Source organism: Thermococcus paralvinellae, from assembly GCF_000517445.1.
In the GTDB taxonomy this organism is placed as follows: Archaea; Methanobacteriota_B; Thermococci; order Thermococcales; family Thermococcaceae; genus Thermococcus_B; species Thermococcus_B paralvinellae.
This window is the reverse complement of the sequence record NZ_CP006965.1, coordinates 363,363-385,008: the sequence shown is the minus strand read 5'-3', so window position 1 is coordinate 385,008 and position 21,646 is coordinate 363,363. Positions and strand designations below refer to the sequence as shown.

Here is a 21,646-nt window from a genome sequence, read left to right as displayed (position 1 = left end):
AATATTTCACCAGTATGTAATTTAAAGGTTGCTTAGATAGTCAGGCAGAAAAGACGACATATGTTAAGATTTTAAAATCAAAAATGCGAAAAATATTGGGGAGTGAGATGATAGAAGAGGCAGCAAAATTAATCGCCCGCTCAAAGTTTCTAATAGCCTTTACTGGAGCTGGAATAAGTGCCGAGAGTGGAGTACCAACTTTTAGAGGAAAAAACGGATTATGGAAGCAATATCGCCCAGAAGAACTTGCCACGCCTGAAGCTTTTGCCAAAAATCCAAAGCTTGTGTGGGAATTCTACAAATGGAGAATGAGGCTTATATCAAAAGCTAAGCCAAACAAAGCCCACTTAGCTTTAGCTGAACTTGAGAGAATGGGAATTCTTAAAGCTGTAATTACCCAAAATGTTGACGACTTGCACAGAGAAGCAGGGAATAAAAACATTATAGAGCTTCATGGAAACATCTTCAGAGTGAAGTGCACACATTGTGATTACAGAGAAAATCTTAAAGAAAGCGGAAGACTTGAAAAGTTCCTTGAAGATGAAGATTTGCCCAAATGTCCAAAGTGCGGCTCTCTTTTAAGACCAGATGTTGTTTGGTTTGGAGAAGCCTTGCCTGAGGAGGCTTTAAGCAGAGCATTCAACTTAGCGAGAAAATCTGATGTATGTTTAGTTATAGGTACGAGCGGACAAGTGTTTCCAGCAGCGTACATACCCTACATCGTCAAAGATAACAGTGGGTATGTGATTGAGATTAATCCAAATGAAAGCGGCATTACACCGATAGCTGACATCTTCATAAGAGGAAAAGCTGGAGAAGCTATGGATGAGCTTTTGAAGAAAATTATGGAGCTGAGAGAATGATATTTCTAATTGGATTTAACGAGAATGAAGTTAAAAAAATCAGGGAAACACTTAGTGAGTTCAAAGTTTATGAGGTTCCCCAATACTGCAGGGATTGGGCTGTGCAAAGCATAGTTGAGAAAGCAGAAGAACTAAAAGGTTCATGTGACTGGCATCTCAAAAAGTTTATTTTAATGCACAACCTTAAAAATCCTCAAATTAAGGAAGTTTTAGCTAAAATAAAGTCCCTAAACCTAGGAAGGATAATCTTTGCAACCACTACGCCAGCTTCACTCACATGGAAGCTTAAAGATTTGCTGGAAGAGCTGATTCATGAAGACGAATACTTCCAAGAATTGAAGAGAATGAGGACAAAACAAAGCAAGCTGTATTTGGATATTGAGAAAGATTAAATAGGTGGTTATCAAAAATAAAGTGGGGAAGGATATGATAAAGGTCGTGTTTTTTGATTTGGATGATACAATAGCTGATACAACAAGGTTAGCTGAGATGGCACGGAAAAACGCAATAGAAAACATGATCCGTCATGGAATGCCTGTTGATTTTGATACAGCATATAATGAGCTTTTAGAGCTTATCAATGAATATGGAAGCAATTTTCCAAGGCACTTTGACTACCTCCTTAGGCGTTTGGATTTAAAGTACAACCCAAAATGGGTCGCTGCTGGAGTAATTGCTTATCATAATACAAAATTTGCTTATCTGAGAGAAGTGAGACATGTGAGGAGAACTCTCCTCAAGCTTCGCGAAATGGGTCTAAGGCTTGGTATAATCACAGATGGAGACCCAATAAAACAATGGGAAAAAATTCTACGCTTAGATTTAGATGATTTCTTCGAGCATGTTGTCATATCCGACTTCGAAGGAGTTAAGAAGCCGCATCCAAAGATTTTCCAGAAAGCACTTAGAATATTTGAAGTCAAAGCTGAAGAAGCTGTAATGGTTGGAGACAGGCTTTATTCGGACATTTATGGAGCAAAAAAAGTGGGCATGCACACAGTTTGGTTCCGCTATGGGAAGTATGCAAATAGGGAAAATGAATATAAGGAGTATGCGGACTATGAAATCACTGATCTGCTCGACGTTCCGAAGATAATAGAGGTGCTGAACAGTGGCAAAGACGGTTCAAATAAGGAAGTTCATGCTGATAGATAACGCATACAAAGAGCGTATTCTGAAGGGAAAGAAGGTTACAACGATTAGATATGGAAAATACGAAGCAAAACCGGGAAGCGAGGTTTACATAGTCATAACTCCAAGCGATACAGCAATAGCTAAAGCTAGGATAAAGAGCGTTACAAAAAAGAAGGTCAAAGAGCTCACCAATGAGGATGCAAAGAGGGATGGGTTTAAAGACATTAAAGAGCTTTTGAGAGCCTTGAACAAAATTTACGGAGAGCTTTATGGGGATGATGAAATCACAATCATTGAGTTTGAAGTTATAAAACAGTTCAAAGAAGGAATACCCCTAAAATGGCTCAAGGGCTTGAATTACAGAGACCCTTATGAGATAGCTAAGCTCTATGTCGAAAACAACCTAAAAATTTCTCCAGATATTGATTTGATTGTGAAAAAAATCCATGAAGAGGGACTAAAAGCTGCAGTGAAAAGATATGGACCAAAGAGGGTTAGAGATGCATTATTAAAGGCTTATCATGAACTTTATGCTAAAGGAATAATTTAGGGAAAAGGAAAAAGAAGTTACTTTGTAGCCTTCGTTATGCCAACATCTTTAACCAGAACATAAGGAGTAAATACTGGCGTTCTGACTTCCCACCAGTGGATGTGATAGAGTTCCTTTCCCAGAGCAACTATGCTCTCCAAGATGCGCTGGAAGTTATCGCTTACGCGGATGTTCCTTATTGGCTTAACAATTTCACCGTTTTCAATTAAGAATGTCCCATCCCTTGGAATCGTCGAGAAATCACCAGCAACATAGTTCTGGAACCTTGTGTACCAAACGTTTGTTATGTAAATTCCCCTTTTAACCTCGCTGAAGAGCTCTTCTTTTGAGTAGTCTCCAGCCTCAAGGTAGATGTTCCAAGCTCTTGGCATTGTTAAACCTGCGTTAGCCGTTGTTTTTGTGTTGTATTTTCTAGCTAGGCTTGTGTTGAGAAGATAGGTCTTCAAAACTCCGTTTTCGATTATCGTTGTTTCTTGAGTTGGAACACCTTCGTCATCAAATTTCCTCGTTCCATAAGCGTTTGGCATGTTTCCTACATCCTTCAAAACGATGCCTTCACTTGCAATCTTCTGCCCAAGCTTGCCAACTAAAAAGCTGAATCCCGCTTCAACAGCAAAGGCTGATGCCATGAAGCTCATATATGAAAGCAGATTTGCGAAGGCTAACGGGTCAAAGATGACGTCGTATTTGCCAGCCTCTCCTTCTTCCGGATTAACGGCAAGCTTTGCTATTTCTCCAGCCTTTCTTCCAGCGCTTTCTGGGTCGAACTTTTTCAAAACTCTAACTGAATTCGTCCCATGACCACTTGCCACGTCATCAACGAAAGCCCTAACACTGATTTCTATACCAGTTCCCTCGTCAAAAGCCTCAACATTGTTGCTTGTTGTTAAGTAGAGCTTGTTGTAGTCCGTATAGAGAACTCCAGCAACCCTCTTGGCACCTTCTTCCAATGCTGAGTTTATGGCAATCTCAACGTATTCATTCGGCTCATCAAGCTCAACTATTGCTTTGTCAAATGTCTCTGGAATGTCTTTATACTCAAATGGACCCTCTGCTATGCCATAATAGTCCTTCTTCGGCTCCATCGCCTTTGCCGTCTTGAAAAGCATTTTTAATGTCTCTTCGATTATTTTTTCATCAAGTGCTGTAAGCTCTGTCGAGACAAGCCTCTTTTCATATTCAGCAAAAATTACAGATTTTTGATAGTGCCAGTTTTTAGCGACAGTAATCTCGTTGTTTGCAAATCTGACTTGTCTCCTCTGTGTCTCATATGACAAAACTACGACATCTCCAAAGCCAATCTCTTTGGCCTTCTTTAAAATGAGTTCATTAACATCAAACATTTTCTCACCTCCTCAATACAACGTCCCTAAGTCTTGCACTCGCCCCTCCCATCCATACTGGAACTCCCTGCCCGGGTTCACCTTTCCCACATGTTCCTGGGTAAAATTCAACCTCTTTTCCTACTGCGTCAACACTGCTCCACAGACCTTTTGTTGTAATCTCAAGAATAGGCCTCCTTACTGGATGCTTTATTTCACCATTTTCAATCAAGTAAGCTTCTCTACCAATATATCTCTGCTGATATCTCCTATCATCAATGTTCCATTCGTTAAAGCTGACCATGTAAACACCAAGCTTCACATCTTCAATCAGCTCCTCAAAGGAATAATCGCCCGGAGCCAAGTAAGTGTTGGCCATTCTCACTATGGGCTCTCTGTCGTAGTTTATCGCCCTAGCAGAGGCGTTTGAGTGAGTGCCTAAGTAATAGGCGTATTCTCTATTCATCAGGAACTCGGTAATGATTCCATCTTTGATTAAATACCTCGGACGAGCTTTAACGCCTTCATCATCATACAAATAGAAACCCCAGCTGTTTGGTATTGTTGGGTCTTCAATAACAGTAACAACTTCACTCCCAATCTTTTGTCCAAGCATCTCTGGTTTGACGAAGCTCTCTCCAGCTTGAGCTGCCTCCCTTCCAAAAATCCTATCAGCCTCATAAGGATGTCCAACGCTCTCGTGAACAGCTATTCCTGCAACTTCTGGACTTATGACAACATCCACCTTTCCTTCTGGTGGCTTCTTTCCTTCCTTTATTAATCTATGCAAAGCTTTAACATCATTCAGTGCTTTCTTCCAAGGTTCTGCTTTCTCTATGAGCTCTAGACCACCTGTAAAGGCAGTTTTAACAAACGGGGCTTGCTCAACTTGACCTTCCTCAAAAACCACCAAGTTGTATGTTATCGAAACTCTTGGAATGACACTCTCGACTTTTGCCCCCTCATTGTTAACGAAATACTTGTGGGCAATCCAGTCTTGATAGCTCAAAAATCTCATTGGAACATTAACTCCACTATTCAGAACTTCCTCCTCGATGAGTTTTAGATACTCCATCTTTTCTTCTCCAGAATAGTCTCTGAAGTCTTTCTTCATTCTTACTTCGTAGTAAACTTCATGAAACCTTTCCTCGCTAAACTCTATTGGTCTGTTCCTAACTTTTGAAGTAGCTTTTGCAAGCTTAACCGCTTTTTTGACAGCTTCACTGACGCTTTCTTTTGTCAGAACATTTGTTGATGCAAATCCCATTCCACCATTTACAAGAACTCTAACTCCTATTCCTCTGTCAGCCCTTATACCAAGCCCCTCCGGATTACCGTTTTTCATGAAAATACTTACTCCACTATGCTCCTCAAATCTTGCCTCGGCATATTTTGCCCCAAGCTCCAAAGCCTTTTCAACGGCAAACTCAACAAGTTCATGCATGAGCCTCACCTCTCATCTATGCATAGAAGAGTGCAATCCTTAAATATAAAATCGTTTCGCTTCGATGGATATTGAAATAAGGAGCAAAAATAAAATTAAAGGAAAAGTTCAGATTTCCCCAGCAAGCCAGAGGAGAACTCCCTTAATGAATAGCCAGTTTGTGCTTATGTAGTTGCCCTGATAAGAATCACTTATCGCCTTACTTGATCCATATGCCACTATCCTTCCTTCTCCAACTTCAACTGCTGCTGCTACTATTGGTTTTGAGCCTTTCTCCTTTGTAACCTTTCCTGTCTGATCCACAGCATAGGAGCTGTCATAACCTCTGATGAGCCAGACTGCATCTCCGGAAACATCAAGGGTATCACCGTTGTAGTACATCTTCCATGTTTCGTCGAGGAATTTCATTGCTGGATGCTCGAGATTGTATTCACCAACGAACGGGTAGTATGGCTTTCCATCATTAATTTCATCGTCCATTAGCTCATCATCGTTAAACTTGATGCCAAACTCCTCGGTTATCTTGTTCAAGCTTCTGTGGTAGACATACTTATACCAGTCTCCGAGAATGAAGAGACCTCCACCCCCTTTAACCCACTGCTTGATTGCTTGTGCTTCTTCATCTGTGATGTCAGTCCTTGGATTGGTAATGATGAGAATGTCATAATCTTTGAGCTTCTCATAGGTTAGCATTCCATAGTTAACATCAACTGTCCAGTTCAGCTCGTTCTCTATCCTATTGATGAGACCACTCATTTTATCAGCATTGTAATATTGGTTGTGACCGGAGTCTATAAGAACCCTAACTATCTTTGGAACTGAAACTGTGATATTTTCAGTAACCTGTGTGACATTCTGCTGCTCGTACATCGTTTTAACTTGGCTGAGCGTTGAGTTAAGTATTGGATTAATTTCTTTAAGCAGTTTAATTGTGTTCTCTGTAAGGAAGGTCGCCTTTCTAAGCGGAATCATGATAGGGATGTAATATCCCCTTGCTTCATAACCTAAAAGACTCTCATATCTCTGATATAGGCTGTTTATTTCCTCAAAGTTTGACTGAATTCTGCTGATATCCCTTTGGATTGGTGTTAAATTAACTCCATACTCCTGAAGTGCCTCAATCATGCTCGTAAACTGCTCATAGAGCTGATCAAATTCTTCCCTGTATTTCACGTATTGGCGGTTGTAATAAAGGACAAGAGTATATGCAACTGTGTTGGGATTCTCATATACAGTAACAGGAACATACTTTTCATCATATCCAACGATCTCTGCCTTGATGAGTGCTTCTCCAGAGAATGATGGGGCCCATGTAACAGTTGTAGAATAGTTCATTCCGGGATCTAAGACTAACGTCGTATTTAATAGAACTTCATCATTTGCATAGATAATCAAAGTTATATTTTCACTGAATGTACCGTCGTTTTTAATAAGAACACTAATTGGTGCTGCAACTCCTTTAATAAGAGATTTATCCACATTAAGTTCGGCAATTTTTATCTCAGGTATGTATTCCTTTATGTCCTCTGGGCCTCTTGGCTCAATCTTAAAGTTACCATACGAATAGTAAACTGGTCCAATAATATAGTCAAATTTCTGTCCGTATTCTGGAGTGTACCTGTAAATTAAGTCATCTATTCTGACTGGGCCACTTCCATCATCAACAAGCCACTCACCATATCCCAAATCTGGATCAACTACAGTAACACCAACAACCTTTACCAAAACACTTTCCCACTGTTCTTGTGAAACGTTTCCTGTAGGAAGGATAACTGGTTCTGGAACGGGTGCTGTGCCAAGCACCTTAACGTAATCTCCATATGTGGGGTTGACTGAAATCTCAGTTAATCCGTAATATTCCTTGACATATCCCCTAACCTCCACAAGATCACCAACTTGAACTGAAGGTGCCGAGCCAGTATAAACATAAATTCCGGTCCATGGTCCTGTCCCGTTTTGTATGAAAAATCCCTTTGGAGCAACTGCTGTCACAACACCTGTTGTGATGACAGTCTGACCTTCATAAGGTGAGCTGTCACTGTAGCCCTGTATCTCAGGAATTGGAACATAAGTTGCTGCATTTACAAAGCTTATAGTACCTGCTGGAACGATACTTAAAATCATCACAATAATTAAGAACATACCCCATCTTTTCATAACATCACCAAAATTCTAAAAACGCTCTTAGGTATAAATAACTTTTCCCAGTATCTTTGTATCACCCATAGTGTGTAAATAATAGCACTAAACGACAGAAAAGCAACAAAAGAGATAAAAAGGCCAGCACTTTTAACTGAACTTGGTGATTATATGCCAATCACAACAAAAACTGGCGATAAAGGGACAACTGGAATTTTTACCGGAGAGAGAGTAGCAAAGTTCTCACCGATTATTGAAGCTAATGGGACAATTGACGAAGTAAGCTCTTTTCTTGGAGAAGCAAAGCACTACCTTGAGGATGAGGAGCTTAGAACCATCGTAGAGAAAATTCAGGTTGATTTATATTCCCTCATGGCAGAAATAGCAAGCAAAGGCAAATACAAGAAGATTGGAAAAGATGAGGTAGAATGGATGGAAAGCTTGATTAAAAAATTCGAAGATGAAGTTCAACTAAAAGCTTTTGTAATCCCTGGCTCAACAATAGCGAGTGCAAAACTTGATGTCTGCAGAGCTGTTGTGAGAAGGGCAGAAAGAAAAGTTGCAAAGCTTGTTTTGGAGTATGGCTTTGGCGAAGATGCTCTAAAATACCTTAACCGCTTAAGCGACTTATTGTTTATTATGGCGCGTTATATTGAGTGGAAAGCTGGCAAACTCAAATATGCAAAAAGCTGAGTGGTTAGAATGGAGAAGGAAAAGACAATAGGAATTCTCGGCGGTATGGGTCCTATGGCAACTGTTGAGCTATTTAAAAGAATAGTTCTGAAAACCCCAGCAAAAAGAGACCAGGACCATCCAAGGATTATAATCTACAACAATCCAAAAATTCCCGATAGGACAGCTTACATTCTCAGTAGAGGTGAAAATCCCCTGCCAGAACTCATTGATAGTGCAAAAAAGCTTGAAAGCTGGGGGGCAGATTTCATAATAATGCCTTGCAACACAGCTCACTTTTTCGCCGATGAGATCCAGAAGGCAATAAACATTCCACTAATCAACATGATTGAGGAAACTGCCGAATATGTTAAGCAACTGGGGATTAAACGAGTTGGACTGCTAGCAACAACAGGAACAGTGGTTAGCGGAATCTACCAGAAAGCTCTGGAAAGGAGAGAGATAAAAGTGATAATACCAACTGAAGAAGAGCAAGAGAAAGTTATGAGAGGCATCTACGAAGGAATCAAAGCTAACAAGTTCGAGCTTGGAAGAAAGCTAATTCTAGAAGTGGCCAAAAAGCTTGAAAAGAAAAGCAAAGGCATCATTGCGGGTTGCACTGAGGTGAGTGTTGCACTGAAACCCGAGGATTTGGAAGTTCCACTAATTGATCCGATGGACGTTATAGCCGAAAAAGCTGTAAAGCTTGCTTTGAGTCTCTAAAGCCAACCTTTTCTTTTGAAATAATAGAGCATGCTAAGTGATATCATCAACATAACAAGCAGAACTGCAGGATACCCATAACGCCAACTCAGCTCTGGCATATAACGAAAGTTCATACCATACACTCCCGTTATAAAGGTCAGGGGTATGAAGATTGTGGAAATTACTGTTAGTACCCTCATGATCTCATTTATTCTCATTGAGATTGTAGAATAGTAAATATCTATGAGACCATTTGCCATCTCGCGCTGGCTTTCTATTAAATCGAGAACCTCCAAAACATGAGCATTAAGTTCCCTAAGATACGGCCTTGTGTCCTCTTCAAAGAACTTTGTACCCTCAAGTTGTAACTCCCTAAAAACTTCAAGCAGAGGAAAAATAGCACGTCTCATAAAAAGGATTCTTCTGCGTATTGTGTGAATTTTCCTTAGCATTTCTCTGTCACTGTTACGGAGTATCTTATCCTCTATTGCCTCCATTTTTGCATTTATCCTATCTAAAATTGGGATATAGTTGTTAATTACCGCATCAAGGAGGAGAAAAACCAAATAATCAGCATTTTTCTCTCTAACAAGGCCCTCTCCTTTTCTAATACTTTCTCTAATGGAGTTAAAAACATCACCCTCTACTTCCTGCAGAGTTATCACGTAGTTATCCTTCAGAAATATTGCAGTTCTCTCCCTCTTTAATCCTCCAGAGGACTCATAAACTTGATAGATGAGAATAAACAAATAATCCCCGAAAATTTCAATTTTTGACCTGCTTTTTGAACGAAGGATTAACCTTATTGAAGTGTCATAAAAACCAAAAATATTCTTTAATTCATTTAGATATGCAATACCATCAATGTTTATCCACACAACAGAGTGATCCTTGTAATTAAGGGCTTCTTCAAGACTTTCAAGCCTCTTTTCCGTAAATTTATCCTTTGAATATGCAAAGAGAGTAATCCTTGGATTCTCCATTTTCAACACCTAAAATTCAATTACCAGGCCACTATGAAGTTTATGGAACCTATCTCCGTAAGCTTTCAAAAATTCAGCTTCTGCTTTTAGTCCAGTACAATGTCCGGTATAAACTTCTTCGACACCAAGCTCCTGGAAAGCTTTGACAGTTTGCTTTATCCTTTCACTACTGACATCAATGAGATGGAATCCTCCAATAACTGCCCTCACCTTCTTGATGCCTGTAATTTCAATGGCACGTTTAATTATGCTAACAATTCCAGCATGAGAGCAACCGCTAACGACTACCAGCCCCTGCGAGGTTTTTATAACCAAGCTCATGTCATCTAAAAGTTCATCTCTCACAAGTTTGCCATTTTCCAGTGTATAAAGCTCTAGAGCTACCTTCTCAAAGTCTTCTCTCTTCCTTATTTCCCCAGTAGAATAGATATCTTCAATAATTTGAAACGGCTCGTCCACTAGGTATAACTCTGCAAATTTTTCAATCTCCTCTTTTGAAAACGGAATTCCAACATGTCTCAGATATGGTTCTGTTATAAAATGTCTTCTAAATATCAAAGGATGTGCAATCACTGAAATCCTCTTTTTGATAACTTTAAGCATCCCCAATAAACCACCAGTATGATCATAGTGACAATGTGATAAAAATATGTAGTCAATGCTCTCTAGCTCTAACCCCAATATGTCCATATTGTATAAAATTGGCTTTTCGCTTTGTCCGACGTCAAAAAGAATGCGCTTTCCCCTGTGTTCAATTAGAAAACTTATACCATGGTGACCCAAGAAAGGACTTTCATAACCAGAATAATCCTCAACAAGGGTGTAGATTCTTGTCATCAGTAACCACCCAAGGAATTAGGAATCCAAAGTAATTATGCTTTTCTCTTCCATAATTGTTATTAAATGAAAAAACAAATCTCAATTTTAGGTGATTTTATGGAGCTCAAGAAAGTCTCAAGGATAGTCATGCGTGAAGTTCTTGATGTTCAGAAAGATGAAGAGATACTGATAATAACAAACCCCGGAGAGGTTCTTGGCATTTCATTGAGCCTTTTCAATGCTGCTAAGGAATTTCACGCTAAGCCTACAATCGTTATTCAAGAGCCAAAGACTTCACTTGAATTTGCAGAGCGAAGTGTAATCGGGGCTATAAAAAGTGAACCAGATATAGTAATCTCAATAACTGAGAAAAAGTTAGGTAAAGATGCATTCGGATTGAATATCGGATATGTAGGAAGAGACAACCAAAAATACATCCACATTTTTGAAAAGCTCCTCTGGGGAGATAGAAGAATACGCTCCTTCTGGAGCCCTGGAATCACTATAGACATGTATCTGAGGGCTGTTCCAATTGATTATGAGAGGCTTAGATATGAGGCGCAAGTCTTAGCTAAAATCCTAGATAAAGGGAAAGAAGTGCATATAGCAACTGAAAAAGGAACAGATTTGTGGATAGATATACATAAGAGAAAAGCATTCAGAGACGATGGTGATTTTAGAAAACCTGGTAAAGGTGGCAACTTACCTGCTGGAGAAGTGTTCATTTCTCCCGCAGTTGGAAAGAGTGAGGGAGTGATAGTTTTTGACGGAACTCTGGGACTAGGGGGAGAAAGTATACTCCCCAAAAATCCTGTAAAAGTATACGTTAAAGAAGGTTTTGTGCAAAAGATTGAAGGTAAAGAAGAAGCTAAAAAGCTTGAAGAGGCTATAAAGAGAGCAGAGGAAAGAGCGCTTAAAATGGGAAAAGAAGAGCTGGCTAAGAATGCATGGCACTTGGGGGAACTTGGCATAGGACTAAATCCGAGAGCAAAAATGAGTGGAAAGCTCCTCGAGGACGAGAAGCTCAGAAATACGGTTCATACAGCAATTGGAGCAAACTATGATAATGACGCCCCAGCTTTGAACCACTTTGATTGTCTCATTCTTAATCCAACGGTTGAAGTTGACGGGGAAAAGATAATGGAGAAAGGGAAATTCCTCATATTTTGAATTCTTAATTTTTCATTCTATGAAATCCTTACACATAGGTAGCAAGAATTTTGTAATAATTTCGAAACTTTTTAGTATAAACAGAAAAATTTATAAATAAAAACGTTAATATCCGAAAAACCATGGGGGTAAGGGTGATATAAATGAGAGCTGAGATATGGAATGTTGGGAAGGGAATTAAAGTCGCCAACGTTGATGCAAAATATCTAGAAAAATTCCTTCTAGAAGATGGTGTCTATAAAATTACCTATGAAGATGGAAAGGAAGAATGGAGAGTTGTTGTTAAAGAGGGTAATGTTTATCTCTAAGCTCTAATTCTTTAGTCTAATTCTTTAGTTTAAATTAGTTTGCTTAAATCAGAAACTTAAATCAAAACCTAAAACTTAAAATCAGAATTAGCCTAGATTAATCAGGTGATAAAATGGAGATCGGTGTAGTCGGAAAGCCAAACGTTGGAAAATCAACCTTTTTCTCTGCAGCAACTTTAGTTGACGTTCAAATAGCCAATTACCCCTTCACTACTATTGAAGCAAATGTTGGAGTGAGTTATGTTGTAGCAGAACATCCATGCAAAGAGCTTGGCTGTGTTCCGAATCCGCAAAACTATGAATATAGAGACGGGTTAGCCTTGATCCCTATAAAAATGATTGATGTAGCTGGACTTGTGCCCGGTGCACATGAGGGAAAGGGTCTGGGGAACAAATTTTTAGATGACCTAAGAATGGCCTCAGCGTTAATCCATGTCATTGATGCAAGTGGAAAAACTGACGCCGAAGGACAGCCCACAGATTACCATGATCCCGTTGAAGATATTGAATTTCTGGAGAAAGAGATAAACTACTGGATTTATGGAATTTTGAAGAAGAATTGGGATAAATTTGCTAAAAGGGTTAAACTTCAACATCTAAATCTCGCAAGAGCCATTGCAGAGCAACTAACTGGAATTGGAGTCAGTGAAGAAGATGTTCTTGAAGCTTTGCACAAAACAAACTTAAGCAACGATCCAACCAAATGGAGCGATGAAGATTTATACAACTTTGTCAGTGAGCTCAGAAGAATAAACAAGCCAATCATAATAGCGGCAAACAAAGCAGATATGGCAAGCGATGAGCAGATAAAGAGACTTATCGAAGAAGGGAAGAAAAGAGGCTATATTGTCGTACCAACTTCAGCTGTCGCTGAGTTAACGCTTAGAAAGGCAGCGAAAGCTGGCTACATAGATTATCTCCCTGGTCAAAGCGATTTCAAAATTTTAAAACCCCTCAGCCCAAAACAGCAAAAAGCGTTGGAGCTTATCAAAGAGAAAGTCCTCGAGAGATTTGGCTCAACAGGAGTTCAAGAGGTCATCAACAAAGCTGTTTTTGAATTACTGCAGTTGATTCCAGTTTATCCCGTTGAGGACGAGAATAAGATGACTGACAGCTTTGGAAACGTTTTACCTCACGTGTTCTTAATGAAAAAAGGCTCAACGCCGAGGGACTTAGCGTTCAAAGTACACACTGACTTGGGGAAGACATTTCTCTATGCAATAAATGCAAGGACACACAGAAGAGTGGGAGAAGACTATGAACTTCAATTCAACGATATTATGAAAATTGTAGCTACCGCAAGATGAGTTGTCTAAGTGAGTACGGAAGAAGTACTAACAGCAAAATTGCTCCCGACCCGCAGATGTTTTTATTTTCTCCCCCAATTTTTGTCTCGCTTGAAGCAACTTGGCTTTTTGTGAAGTTCTCACATGGGTTAAGTCCAATTCTTTGAAGGGTTATATCTGCCATATAAACTTCAAAGCCGTACTCATCTGCATATTTGCAAATGATTTTGGAAAATTCCTCTACCTGCTTCTCATTGTCTAAATCCACATAGCTTAAAGCCAAAACTTTAACATTCAACTTCTTCAGCATTTCCGCCTGAGCAAGAACCCACTGCAAATCAGCATCTTGATAAATCTTGTATTTATTGTCATTGAAATCATAATAAGTTATAAAATCCTCAAAGAGGATGTAATCGACACAGGGAGCAATTTCTTTGGTTATTGAAAAGCCTCTGTTTGCTACAATAACTATATCGGGATATTTTTCACGAATTGCTTTAATGAGTTTGACCATCGCTTCTCTCTTTTCGGGATACTTATCAACATAGTCCAGATTGTCCAAAAAGACACCATCAAAACCTTTTGAGAGGATATACGGGACAGCTTCATTGAGAACTATATCTCTCCACTGTGGAGAGGAAAAATCAACTTCTTTCTCATCCCATGTTTCCCAATATCCTATTATTATACCATCAGGAACATCCTCAGCCCAAGGCTCCCAGCCACCAATAGTTGCTAGGCTTAAATAACCCACAACTGTTACATTTTTCGATTTCAGCTCTTTGATATAATCTTCTTCCACTAAAGGAGATAGAATAAGGAGATCAAATTTTGAGAGTTCATTTATATTAGAAGAAGCTGAAATATTTCCATAATAAACTGCAAAGCTTGCTAATGTGAATTTAGAGAAAAAGATAAGGAAAATCACAATCTTTACCATCTTCATTTTTTATCCCTCATGAATAACAATAAGAGAACTGAAACTATTATTGATATACCAGGGATTGGGGCGGCTAGGGTACTCTCAGTCGACTTAATTTCGATTCGATCTTCCGGGACATGGATTGGATTACCAGAATTATCAACAAAATAGTTATCAGAACCATCTTCAAAATCCTCTGTCATCCTAATACTACATCCTCTCTCCTCAATGTTGTCGATATAAAGATCAAAAGAATTTGAACCAGTGTATGCTCCTGCACTTATATATCCATCTACCTTTGTAACAGTGATATTATATTCATCAACTTTTTCTTCATCAATGTAGAATTCTATTTTGTTTTCATAGATTTTTATCATATACTTATGCCATTTTGTGACATCTACATTGTGGGGGGATGAATAACCATCAACCACTGAATATATCTTTGTGCCATCCCACCCTCTCCCATACTCAAATGCTACGGTTCTTCCATCAACAGATACGTGAAGTATGTATATTAACCCATTCCCATTCCAGTTTTCAATCTTTGCTTCCCATTCAATCTCAAATGGGCAAGAAGAAGGACTATATGGAAAGTCTTTTTGTCTTTCAACAACTGCTACTCCATCACCATGAATATAAAGAACGTTCCCACTAGCCGCCTGTATGGGTGGGATACTCAAAATGAAAATGCTAATTAAAAAAATCCATTTTTTCATGAATTTTCACCAAATTAATTTAAGACACTTAAATTATTTATTCTTTCTGCCCATACTTGGGCAATTCTTTAAGCATTTCTTGGTACAATCTTGGTTCTACGTCCTCTTTACTTAATCCCAAAGCTTCAGCAATTTTCCAGATTTTATCCTTTGCCTCTTGAACATTGTCAGCTATAATCTCAATATCCAAGAAATCTCCCAATTTTTCAACTTGATTAAGCTCAAAAGTAACATCACCAAGCTTATATACATACCGATGTTTCTTAATCCACACATCTTCTTTAAACCCTAAATGATTCAAAATAGTCCTCATCCTTTCAAAATCCTCAACTTTAACTTCGATCTCATCAAACTCCTCGTTTTTTTCATCTTTGATCTCCTTGTATCCAAGGATGACTTCGTTCAGATTAACAATTCTCCTAATTCTCAAAAGCCGTTTTGATGGAAGAGCAAAATATAAATCCTCCTGAATCTCTTCTCCTACAAATTCAGCCCCAAGAGCCTCAATTCTCTTTCTGATCTCATTTAGGCTAACCCTAAATTTTATCTCAATCTCCATTTAAATCCCCGCGAGAAATCCAATAATCTCTTCACCCTTCTTGAATGTTATAATTGGAAACACTAGTACTTCCTTTAGGGTTGGTATGCTCCTTATATTGTCTTCTATGAATTTATCAAGCTTTTCCTGGGTCTCTTCCCCAACTAGAGCAATAATCTTATCCTCTTCACTTTTAGCAACCATGAGAACATTTGGTAGCATCGAGAGGGTTTTTGTTATATACTCAAGATACCTTTCAAGGAAGTCCTCAATAATAGGCTTTTCAACTCTCAAGATCAGGAAAGCAACATGTTTGGGTCTTAGATCTTCTCCAATGATAATCGTGTATCTCTCTATTACTCCCCTCTCCTGAAGTTTTCTAATTCTAAAGTGGATAGTTGATTCCGGTTTATTCAGCTTTTCACTTATCTCAGAAATAGTTAACCTAGCATCCTCTTTAAGAAGTTTCAATATTGCTCTGTCCAAATCATCAAGCTGTAACATTTTATTCCCCCCATCTTCTGTATAAGTTATGATTAATGCCTAAAAGGTCTAAGATTTTTCCAATTATAAAGTTTATCATATCGTCCAAATTTTTAGGATTATGGTAAAATCCTGGAGATGCTGGCATTACTATCGCTCCAGCTTGGGAAATTTTCAGCATGTTCTCAATATGAATTAAGTTCAGAGGTGTTTCCCTAACTAGCAAGATTAACTTTCTTCTCTCCTTAAGCGCAACATCAGCCACTCTGGTTATCAAATTGTCAGCGTAACCATTTGCTATGGCACTTAAGGTCTTCATGGAACAAGGAGCAATTACAACTGCATCAAACTTATATGAACCAGAAGCGATTGGAGCAAAAAGATCATCTTCCCTATAATCTGGCTTGAAGTCAATCCCCACTTCGTGACGAATCACTGCTAAGCCAGTTTTTGATACAACTGTAATAGTTTCGTGTCCCAAATTCCTTAAGATTTCTACAAGTCGAAGCCCGTAAATTACCCCGCTGGCTCCAGTTATTCCAATTACTATTTTCATCTTCTCACCACTGGAAGTTGATTTATGCGTTTTAAATTATTCACCATGAGTTATTATTTAATTTGTATGTTATCAAAACTATTAAACGTTTTTCCACAATAACATGAAATGGGGCATAAACAACTTTATAAACCTGATTAAAATACTATAGATAGGTGTAAGGATGGACAAAGGAAAACATATCAAAGTTCTCATAACTAAAGCTCTAGAAGTTATTAACGAAGTAAACGCCAAGGCACTAGTTTTAATAACTTCATCACTTGAAAATGAAATTCCAAAGGTTGATGTACCAATCATAGTAGTTGGAAAAGATTTTGATTTATCCAACGATAGGATTAAAAAAATTCCTCTACCTCTCTCTCTTGGAATAAAGAATGTTGTAAATCTTGTCTCTGCCTTCCTTATTGAAAACAATATCATTTCCTATGGGGAAACCTTTGTTTACGTTACCCCAAATACATTAGGAATCAGAACAGTTAAAAAAGAAATAGCAACTACGCGGGGTTTCTTTGAAGAAGCTCAAACAGTTCTCCAAAGGCTACTCGAGATAGCAGTAGAGCTTAGCTTGGAAGGGAGAGAGGGCCATCCAGTTGGGACAATATTTGTAGTTGGAGACACAAGAAATGTTCTGAAGTATTCCCATCAGATAATTCCAAATCCCTTTAAAGGACACAAGCTAAATGTCTTAGATAAAAACATAAAAGGGATAATAAAGGAATTTGCCATGCTCGATGGGGCCTTTATTATAAGCAACACAGGCAGAATTCTCGCAGCAGGCAGATACCTAGACGTAGATCCAAAAAAGCTCGATGTTCATTTACCCCCAGGTTTAGGGAGCAGGCATTTAGCTGCTGCAGGTATTTCAAAGAAAACAAAAGCAACTGCTATAACCCTCTCAGAGAGCGGAGTGATTAGAGTTTTTAAGAATGGAGAAATAATTCTCGAATATAATCCAAGAATGAGATATTAAAATATTAAAAATAAATTAAGAGCCTCAGAAGAGCCACTGGTTCTCAATACACTCATCACATGGAGGCTTTTCTCCAGCTATTGCCTTAAACTTCTTGTAGATACACTCTGGCAAGCCAAGAGGACACCTGTCTGGAGTAAGCTCTGGTCTCACTTTTGTCGGATCGAGCTTTATCTTGATGTATGCTTCATATTCTTCAACCTTTTTCCATGGGAGAATCTTTGCTCCATAGATCACTAAGTTGTCATAAATCTTTGCATAGTCGCCAACAACTGCCCCCTCTTTAAGAATGACGTTCTTTCCTATTACCACGCCTTCTCCAAGAATTGAATCTTTAATTTCACTCTTTTCTTTGATTATGTCACTTCCAATGAGAATTGATCTCTTCAAGTATGCCTTGTCCTCGATTATTGTGTTCGGTCCAATATAAGTGTAAGCCTTAATCTTTACTCCATGCCCAATTTTTGCTCCGCTGTCAATATAAACTGGCCCTTGAATTTCAACATCTTCTGGAACTTCAGCATCCTCTTTTATCGTGAAGTATCCATCTTCCCTCGCAATTTCATCAAGAGCTATCTGGTGAGCATAGAACAAGTCTTCTGGAGATCCTAAATCAACCCAATAGTTATCTTTTGGCATCTTATAACCGTAAACTAAGCCCTGGCTGACAAACTTTGGAAGGATTTCTCTCTCGAAGTAAACTTCTTTTCTTCTTGGTATCTCCTTTAGGACTTCCTTGTTGACTACATAAATTCCAGCATCAATTAAGTTGGTTTTTGGTCTCTTCGGCTTCTCTTCGAACTCTATAACTTTTCCTTCTTCGTCAGCTATTACAACACCATACTTCTCTGGATCATACACTTTTGTTAAAGCCACTGTTATTAAACCATCATTCTTTTTGTGGGCTTCAATAAGCTCCGCAAAATTGAAGTTTGTAAACACATCCCCATAAATCACCAAGAACTCATCGCTGACATATTCTTCAACATTTTTTAGAGCTCCTCCTGTTTCGAGAGGCATTGGATCATTTACAAACCTTATGTCTTTTGGATAATCGCTCATCTTTTCTTCTATAAATTCCCTAATCTCTCCTCTCATATAGTGAACAGAGAGAATTACTTCATCAACTTCCTTAATCTTCTCTAGGTTTTCCAAGAGATACTGCAAATTTGGCTTTCCGAGAACGGGAACCATTGGTTTTGGTCTTGTTGATGAAATTGGCCTTAATCTTGTTCCAAATCCTCCAGCAAGAATAACAGCCTTCATTAACACCACCGATAATAATTAAGGTCTGCCTCTTATATATTTTGCTACTCCACTCTTAATGTTATTCTTAATGAACTATTTTGAAACTTCTTTTTTAAATATCAAGTAAATTTGTCCTCTAAAGTGAATGCATTCTCCAGAACACAATTTCCTCAATGGACAACTCCTACATAATGAACTCCCTAACTTAACTCTCTCAATATATCCTAGGCTTTCTAGTATTCTCATCATCCCTTCAACTTCTTCAACAGCTAGATTTAGTGTTTTAGCAATTTCCTTAGGATTTGTGTATCCTTTTTTGACTAGCTCAAGAACTTCTTCGAGATTTACCATTTTTTCACCCCAGAACAAATAATCCTAAATGATAAGTAAGAATCCCAACGACAGTAGCAAGGACAAGGTTGTAAAGAGAAGCAACCAAAGCCCACTTTATTCCACTTTCAGACCTGATTGCAGCTATTGTGGCAATACATGGAAGATAGAGTGTAGTTACCAATGCTAAAACAAACGCTTGAAGAGGATTCATTGCTTGTCTCATTAAAGAGATTAGAGCTTCCTCACTATGGCCTACTCCATATATCACACCATAAGTTGCAATGACATTTTCTTTTGCAATTATTCCAAAAATTAAGCTAACTGCAGCTTTCCAGTCTAAGCCCATAAGTTTTGCCAAAGGTTCAAAAAATCTGCCAAGCATTTCTGCATAGCTCAACCCGGTACCAACTGGCTGAGGATAATTACTTAAGTACCATATTGCAACTGCTCCAGCAAGAATTATCGTTCCAGCTTTCCTTAGAAACTCCTTACTCCTCTCCCATGAATGGATAATAACAGTTTTCCATGATGGAACAAGATAATCAGGCAGTTCAATTATAAACGGACTCTCCTCTCCTTTAATGACAAATCTACCAAGTATCAGTGCTGAGATTAATGCCAATCCAAGAGAAATCGCATAAATGCCGACAGCAACTAGTGCCTTATGATTTTCAAAGAAAACTCCAGCAAGGAATGTTATAACAACCATTCTTGCGCTACATGGAACCAGAGGATTAATTAGCATTGTTAAAATCCTGTCTTTTTCATCGTCTAAAGCTCTGGTGGCCATAACCGCCGGCACATTGCACCCGAAGGCTAAAACCATTGGAATAAAACTCTTTCCAGGCAAGCCGAACTTCCTCATTATCCTTTCCATGACAACAGCTGCTCTAGCCATGTATCCGGAGTCCTCAAGGATTGACATTGCAACGAAGAGCAGGAATACCAATGGGAAGAAGCTTAAAACTGAGCCAACACCACCAATTATTCCATCAACTACCAAACCTCTAAGGGTTTCATTTGATATATGACTTCCGACCAAATCCCCCAAAGATGCAAAGAGCAAATTCAAAGTTTCCTGCATGGGTGTTCCAATTGTGAAAACAAACTTAAATAAGAGGTAAAAGATAATAAAAAGAGATATCATGCCATAAATTGGATGAGTCAGGATTTTATCAAGCTGATCACTTATTGTTTCTTTCTGCTCAGCAAAGTGAGTAACGAATTGATGAATTAAGCCGTCAATGAACTCATACTTCTGGTTAGCAATGACCATGTCAAGGGAGCGCTTATAATACTGTTCAAGCTCACTTATGTGTCCCATAATCTCATTCAGTTTCTCCTGTCCCAGCTGCTTCAAAACAAGCTTTATTACTTCTTCATCTCTCGTGAGAAGTTTTATAGATAACCATCTTATGTTGTACTTTTCATCCAGAGAGGTTTCTCTCAGAATTTCGCTTATGTGGGAGATCTCTCTTTCAATGATTTCATCATAAACAGGAACAACTGGATTGGTTGTGATTTTTCCATCGGCCATGGCAACAATCGTTTTCTTAAGCTCCTCAATTCCAATACCCTCCTTTGCATTCATTGGCACGACAGGAATGCCAAGAACTTTCTCCATCTTTCTAAAATCAATGGTGACACCTTTCTTTTTTGCCAAATCAATCTTATTTAGAGCAATTATTACGTTTTTAACACCCATCTCGAGGATTTCCATTGTTAAGAAGAGGTTCCTCATCAAACATGAAGAATCAACAACGTCAACTATGACATCGGCATTTCCTTCAAGAATGAAGTTCCTCGCTATAAGTTCATCAATAGAATGAGCCGTCAAAGAGTACGTTCCAGGCAGATCAACAACCAGAAACTCTCTATCTTTATATTTCATTATTCCCTCTTTTTTTTCAACAGTAACTCCTGGCCAGTTGCCAATATGCTGTCTCAATCCAGTTAAAGCGTTGAATATTGTAGTCTTGCCAACATTTGGATTGCCAGCGAGAGCAACGACCTTTAGCATCAATACTCCCTCCTGATGATAATTTTGTCAGCTATTCCTCTGCCAAGTGCTATTCTTGAAGAGCCAACAGCTATGATTATTGGCCCTGGAGCGGAAGACTTAATCACCCAAATCCTAGTCCCAGGAGTAATTCCCAAACCCAGCAACCTCTGCCTCGCTCCCACACCTCCCTGAATGTCCACTACAACTCCTCGCTCTCCTTCTCTCATTTGACTTAAACGAACATACATGGACATCACCATTAGGTTAACCTAATTTTAATATTTCCTTTTATAGGAAAGATTAAAAACTTTTGGTAAGCCTAACAAAAGAATTAGGTTTGAACTTTGAAGTAATGAGGATTATTTTTCAGTCATGGAAGTTTGAACAGTGTATTGATGTTATAAAAATATTTGTTAAGGAATTTAAATAAATGAGTGTTTTTTCTTAGAATTTTAGAAAAGTATTTAACTAAGAAAGTTA

The 21,646-nt window shown here is 38.6% G+C and carries 24 protein-coding genes; 10 read left to right on the top strand and 14 right to left on the bottom strand.

The annotated features are described in order from the left end of the window. Positions 1 to 107: 107 nt before the first annotated feature. Genes cobB through TES1_RS02115 form a run of 4 tightly spaced genes read left to right on the top strand, consistent with a single transcriptional unit; the run spans position 108 to position 2,547 of the window. Positions 108 to 863, top strand: a complete 756-nt coding sequence (gene cobB / locus TES1_RS02130) for an NAD-dependent protein deacetylase (protein ID WP_042679807.1) — start codon at positions 108 to 110, stop codon at positions 861 to 863. Beyond that, complete coding sequence (locus tag TES1_RS02125) at positions 860 to 1,255, top strand: DUF3783 domain-containing protein (RefSeq protein WP_042679805.1); 396 nt, start codon at positions 860 to 862, stop codon at positions 1,253 to 1,255. Before cobB ends, TES1_RS02125 begins: the two co-directional genes overlap by 4 nt. 34 nt (positions 1,256 to 1,289) lie before the next feature. After that, positions 1,290 to 2,018, top strand: coding sequence for a TIGR02253 family HAD-type hydrolase (locus TES1_RS02120; protein WP_042679804.1), 729 nt, complete (start codon positions 1,290 to 1,292; stop codon positions 2,016 to 2,018). Next, positions 2,005 to 2,547: an ASCH domain-containing protein gene (locus tag TES1_RS02115; RefSeq protein WP_042682654.1), complete on the top strand. Its 543-nt coding sequence runs from the start codon at positions 2,005 to 2,007 to the stop codon at positions 2,545 to 2,547. Before TES1_RS02120 ends, TES1_RS02115 begins: the two co-directional genes overlap by 14 nt. 17 nt (positions 2,548 to 2,564) lie before the next feature. Here TES1_RS02115 and TES1_RS02110 read toward each other — a convergent pair whose 3' ends face one another. The 3 genes from TES1_RS02110 to TES1_RS02100 form a co-directional block, all read right to left on the bottom strand. Next, positions 2,565 to 3,890 carry a TldD/PmbA family protein gene (locus tag TES1_RS02110; RefSeq protein ID WP_042679803.1) on the bottom strand — a complete coding sequence of 442 codons (1,326 nt, stop codon included), beginning with the start codon at positions 3,888 to 3,890 and terminating at the stop codon, positions 2,565 to 2,567. Between the two features lie 4 nt (positions 3,891 to 3,894). Then, on the bottom strand, positions 3,895 to 5,313 hold the full coding sequence (locus tag TES1_RS02105) for a TldD/PmbA family protein (RefSeq protein WP_042679802.1): 1,419 nt from the start codon (positions 5,311 to 5,313) through the stop codon (positions 3,895 to 3,897). Positions 5,314 to 5,421: 108 nt separating this feature from the next. Beyond that, complete coding sequence (locus tag TES1_RS02100) at positions 5,422 to 7,470, bottom strand: DUF4350 domain-containing protein (RefSeq protein ID WP_042679801.1); 2,049 nt, start codon at positions 7,468 to 7,470, stop codon at positions 5,422 to 5,424. A 153-nt stretch (positions 7,471 to 7,623) separates the two neighbouring features. Here TES1_RS02100 and TES1_RS02095 point away from each other — a divergent pair, with 153 nt between their 5' ends. After that, positions 7,624 to 8,145 carry a cob(I)yrinic acid a,c-diamide adenosyltransferase gene (locus tag TES1_RS02095; RefSeq protein WP_042679799.1) on the top strand — a complete coding sequence of 174 codons (522 nt, stop codon included), beginning with the start codon at positions 7,624 to 7,626 and terminating at the stop codon, positions 8,143 to 8,145. A 9-nt stretch (positions 8,146 to 8,154) separates the two neighbouring features. Next, positions 8,155 to 8,847 (top strand): cysteate racemase, encoded by a 693-nt coding sequence (locus tag TES1_RS02090; protein ID WP_042679797.1) that lies wholly within the window; start codon positions 8,155 to 8,157, stop codon positions 8,845 to 8,847. Here TES1_RS02090 and corA read toward each other — a convergent pair. Together corA and TES1_RS02080 are read right to left on the bottom strand one after the other, a co-directional pair. Next, a complete protein-coding gene (gene corA / locus TES1_RS02085) occupies positions 8,844 to 9,812 on the bottom strand; it encodes a magnesium/cobalt transporter CorA (protein WP_042679795.1) in 969 nt (322 codons plus the stop codon). The two genes, TES1_RS02090 and corA, sit on opposite strands and share 4 nt — an antisense overlap. A gap of 9 nt (positions 9,813 to 9,821) precedes the next feature. Then, the gene (locus tag TES1_RS02080; protein WP_042679792.1) at positions 9,822 to 10,649 is read right to left on the bottom strand and encodes an MBL fold metallo-hydrolase; all 828 of its coding nucleotides are present in this window, start codon (positions 10,647 to 10,649) and stop codon (positions 9,822 to 9,824) included. Positions 10,650 to 10,748: 99 nt separating this feature from the next. Between TES1_RS02080 and TES1_RS02075 the strand changes: the two genes are divergently transcribed. The 3 genes from TES1_RS02075 (at position 10,749) to TES1_RS02070 (ending at position 13,416) form a co-directional block, all read left to right on the top strand. Beyond that, positions 10,749 to 11,801, top strand: coding sequence for an aminopeptidase (locus tag TES1_RS02075; RefSeq protein ID WP_042679790.1), 1,053 nt, complete (start codon positions 10,749 to 10,751; stop codon positions 11,799 to 11,801). Between the two features lie 143 nt (positions 11,802 to 11,944). After that, positions 11,945 to 12,109: a hypothetical protein gene (locus TES1_RS10950; protein ID WP_158505946.1), complete on the top strand. Its 165-nt coding sequence runs from the start codon at positions 11,945 to 11,947 to the stop codon at positions 12,107 to 12,109. Positions 12,110 to 12,222: 113 nt separating this feature from the next. Beyond that, positions 12,223 to 13,416, top strand: a complete 1,194-nt coding sequence (locus TES1_RS02070) for a redox-regulated ATPase YchF (protein ID WP_042679788.1) — start codon at positions 12,223 to 12,225, stop codon at positions 13,414 to 13,416. Here the strand turns inward: TES1_RS02070 and TES1_RS02065 are convergent. From TES1_RS02065 to TES1_RS02045, 5 genes are read right to left on the bottom strand one after another with little or no spacing between them, the layout of a single operon-like run. After that, positions 13,403 to 14,341 carry an endo alpha-1,4 polygalactosaminidase gene (locus TES1_RS02065; RefSeq protein ID WP_042679784.1) on the bottom strand — a complete coding sequence of 313 codons (939 nt, stop codon included), beginning with the start codon at positions 14,339 to 14,341 and terminating at the stop codon, positions 13,403 to 13,405. The two genes, TES1_RS02070 and TES1_RS02065, sit on opposite strands and share 14 nt — an antisense overlap. Continuing rightward, positions 14,338 to 15,036, bottom strand: coding sequence for a hypothetical protein (locus TES1_RS02060; protein WP_042679782.1), 699 nt, complete (start codon positions 15,034 to 15,036; stop codon positions 14,338 to 14,340). Before TES1_RS02060 ends, TES1_RS02065 begins: the two co-directional genes overlap by 4 nt. Before the next feature lie 37 nt (positions 15,037 to 15,073). Then, complete coding sequence (cyaB, locus tag TES1_RS02055; RefSeq protein WP_042679777.1) at positions 15,074 to 15,595, bottom strand: class IV adenylate cyclase; 522 nt, start codon at positions 15,593 to 15,595, stop codon at positions 15,074 to 15,076. After that, the gene (locus TES1_RS02050; RefSeq protein WP_042679775.1) at positions 15,596 to 16,078 is read right to left on the bottom strand and encodes an Lrp/AsnC family transcriptional regulator; all 483 of its coding nucleotides are present in this window, start codon (positions 16,076 to 16,078) and stop codon (positions 15,596 to 15,598) included. Between the two features lies 1 nt (position 16,079). Further along, on the bottom strand, positions 16,080 to 16,613 hold the full coding sequence (locus TES1_RS02045; RefSeq protein WP_042679772.1) for a UbiX family flavin prenyltransferase: 534 nt from the start codon (positions 16,611 to 16,613) through the stop codon (positions 16,080 to 16,082). Between the two features lie 163 nt (positions 16,614 to 16,776). Here TES1_RS02045 and TES1_RS02040 point away from each other — a divergent pair, with 163 nt between their 5' ends. After that, positions 16,777 to 17,583, top strand: coding sequence for a DNA integrity scanning protein DisA nucleotide-binding domain protein (locus tag TES1_RS02040; RefSeq protein WP_042679771.1), 807 nt, complete (start codon positions 16,777 to 16,779; stop codon positions 17,581 to 17,583). 24 nt (positions 17,584 to 17,607) lie between these two features. On the opposite strand, the gene TES1_RS02035 is transcribed toward TES1_RS02040, so the two are convergent. The 4 genes from TES1_RS02035 to TES1_RS02020 all read right to left on the bottom strand — a co-directional run bounded on the left by TES1_RS02035 (position 17,608) and on the right by TES1_RS02020 (position 21,426). Next, a complete protein-coding gene (locus TES1_RS02035; RefSeq protein WP_042679769.1) occupies positions 17,608 to 18,849 on the bottom strand; it encodes a sugar phosphate nucleotidyltransferase in 1,242 nt (413 codons plus the stop codon). Between the two features lie 75 nt (positions 18,850 to 18,924). Beyond that, positions 18,925 to 19,182: a helix-turn-helix domain-containing protein gene (locus TES1_RS02030; RefSeq protein WP_042679767.1), complete on the bottom strand. Its 258-nt coding sequence runs from the start codon at positions 19,180 to 19,182 to the stop codon at positions 18,925 to 18,927. 4 nt (positions 19,183 to 19,186) lie between these two features. Beyond that, entirely contained in the window at positions 19,187 to 21,184 is a 1,998-nt protein-coding gene (gene feoB, locus TES1_RS02025; protein ID WP_042679765.1) for a ferrous iron transport protein B, read from the bottom strand. After that, a complete protein-coding gene (locus TES1_RS02020; RefSeq protein ID WP_227738502.1) occupies positions 21,184 to 21,426 on the bottom strand; it encodes a FeoA family protein in 243 nt (80 codons plus the stop codon). The genes feoB and TES1_RS02020 overlap by 1 nt, the downstream gene beginning before the upstream one ends. Between the last annotated feature and the right edge of the window lie 220 nt (positions 21,427 to 21,646).